Origin of the sequence: Blautia sp. MSK.20.85, from assembly GCF_013317245.1 — a bacterium.
Taxonomy (GTDB): domain Bacteria; phylum Bacillota; class Clostridia; order Lachnospirales; family Lachnospiraceae; genus Blautia_A.
Genome location: NZ_JAAIUN010000065.1, coordinates 1 through 2,481, shown reverse-complemented (window position 1 = coordinate 2,481; position 2,481 = coordinate 1). Strand labels below are relative to the sequence as shown.

Sequence of the window (2,481 nt, the reverse complement as noted above, 5' to 3'; positions counted from 1 at the left end):
CTTTTACCAGGTCACCTTTGCTGTACACTTTTGTGCCATAAGCAGTTACGATATCTGCCCCGGCATACACGTTATACACTGCATTTTTCTGTCTGCGGTTTTCATACTGGAATACCGTTCCATTTTCACTGACATCTGCTCCGGTAAGAACCTGTCCTTCTTTGTAAATGGTAAGCTCTGCCAGCTGTTCCTTATTTTCCACAGTTACCGATGAGGTTTTACTTGCTACCAGTTTTACATTTGTTGCCGTTGCATTTACCACATATCCCTGTGGTGCGGTGATCTCTTTCAGATAAACAGTATCCTGTGTCTTGATGATCGTAACAGAAGATTTTCCATTCTTATCTGTTGCCGGCATCTGAATGATCAGCTTTGTACAAGCCTCATCGCTGTATACACCGAACACTGCACCTGCAAGATTAACATCCGCTGTATCGTCTTTCTTTACGATTTCGATCGTAGCCTGTTCAATCCAGGACACCTTTAAGCTTACATATTTTTCATCAGCGACACCTTCTCCAAACACAAATGCCAGATCCTGAACACTTGCATTCGTAGTCAGTTTATATGCTGAATAATCTTTTGTAATACTTCCCTTCATTTTTGCAGAAAAAGTAGCACTTACATCTCTTGTCTGTGTCAGAGGAGCTGAAAGATAAAACGTGGTTCCGCCTCCAATTGTTACGCTTGCACCTGCCGCACTTACATTTCCAGTAGATACATTATAAAGCTTCACTCCCTTTGGTAAGTCCATTGTGATTTTCTGCTGGGAAGATGCATTGAACTTAATGTTCTCCGTTCTCTGAACATTTCCATCTACATAAGCTTTTACATTCGGTTTGGAAAATGACATCGCTACATCTGGTATTTCCGGCTTATTTGCACAATAATTATAGAGTTCTTTTGCCAAAGCCTCGCCTGTAGCATTTGTTCCATAGAATGCATCACTGCTTCCATTGGCATAAGATGCAGCCATGTGAATAATGATGAATCTTTTTCCTTCTGAAAAATCCGTGTGTTTATTCGCAAAAAAACTTTCGCTTCCTGCGGCATCTGTACCGTAATAACACACTTTTGCTAACGCCTGATTGTCCCCGATCTTTGTGATTGTATAATTTCCAGATCCTGGTCCTGGTTTTGCCGGCTGTACACAATACGCAGTTGCTCTGACGCTTCCGTAGCTGATATAGTACGGCTCTGTCAGATAGGTTCCAAGATTATAATCTGCATATCTATACAGAGGTCCTTTTTCGATTGTTACCTGCTGTGTACTTCTTGCTGAATAAGCCGAAACTGCTTCAAATGTTGCAATCTCTCCCTCTTCCATAGAATCAAGATCCACACCTTCGTCTCCTGCCTGTTCCAAAACATCGTGAAGCTCTAACCCGGATTCTTCATCATAGGTATCCTGATTCTGTGCCTGCTCTACTAAATCATCAAATTCATCAGCATCAATATCGGTAATTTCCGAGTCTGATTCTGAATCCTCCGCTTCTTCTGTCTGCTGTTCACTGCCAGCTGTTTCAGATTCGGTTACTGCTTCACTCCCTGCAGTTTCTGTCTGCACTTCTGTTTCTTTCTCACGCACAATCAGCTTTCGGCTGATCTGATACTTCGGATGCTCCTGATTTACCGGTTCCACATAATAGACCGCTTTGTAAGTGTCCACATGATCTGTCGTAAAATCCTCATTCTTGTCGTTCTTTGCTTCCTCAAATGTGACTTTAACCTTGTCAGCATCCTTGATTTCCAGTCCTGTGTAGTCTGATTTCACATCAAATACACTGCCTGTTTCAAGTTCATAATCTTTGGCAGTCACCACCTCCTCTTCATCCAGAAGGTCTTTCACTTCCTCATAAAGTGGCGGTTTTTCCTCTGGCTGGATCTCCGCTGCATATGCAGTCATCGGAGATAACACTGTACTAAGCATTGTCATGCCTGCCAGCAATCCAGATACTACTTTCCTAAAATTACCTTTTTTCTTCATGCTAAGGTCCTCTCTTTCATAATATTTGTATGAAAACAGACAGTCCTTAGACTGCCTGCAATACATTACTTATCGTTGTGGGAAAATCAGATTGAACTGCACATTTCCCTCGCCGGGATCAATCATTTCCACAGTTGCTTCATACTGTCTCCCTGTTTTTCTGGATACCAGATCCTTATAATGGATTTTTCCTTTAGACAGGAACTTCTTTGCTGCCGCCTTATCCATCTTTTTCCCCTGGCTTGCAAGGAATTTATCATTCTTCCATAAGGTAAAAGCACAGTTCCGGTCGGAACAGTAAAAGTTTACTTTTCCTTCCCTGACATCAGCTCCACATCGGGGACATTTGCCAATGACTTCCCCTTTTGCTTTTCCCTGAAACTGCTCTTTCTTTTCTTCTGAAATAGCCTGATATCTGGCAACCAGTTCCTGCATCAGCTCTGTAATCCCATTTAGGAATTCATCTGCTGTCTCTGTATTCTGGGCAATGTGAT

1 protein-coding gene and 1 pseudogene are annotated in these 2,481 nt (G+C 42.2%); both read right to left on the bottom strand.

The genetic code is table 11. The features are described from left to right. The coding region (locus G5B12_RS16820) for a thioester domain-containing protein (protein ID WP_255494037.1) at positions 1 to 1,987 on the bottom strand (1,987 nt) is incomplete at its 3' end. A gap of 69 nt (positions 1,988 to 2,056) precedes the next feature. After that, positions 2,057 to 2,481 (bottom strand): annotated as a pseudogene (locus tag G5B12_RS16815) (DNA topoisomerase III); the annotation flags it as partial.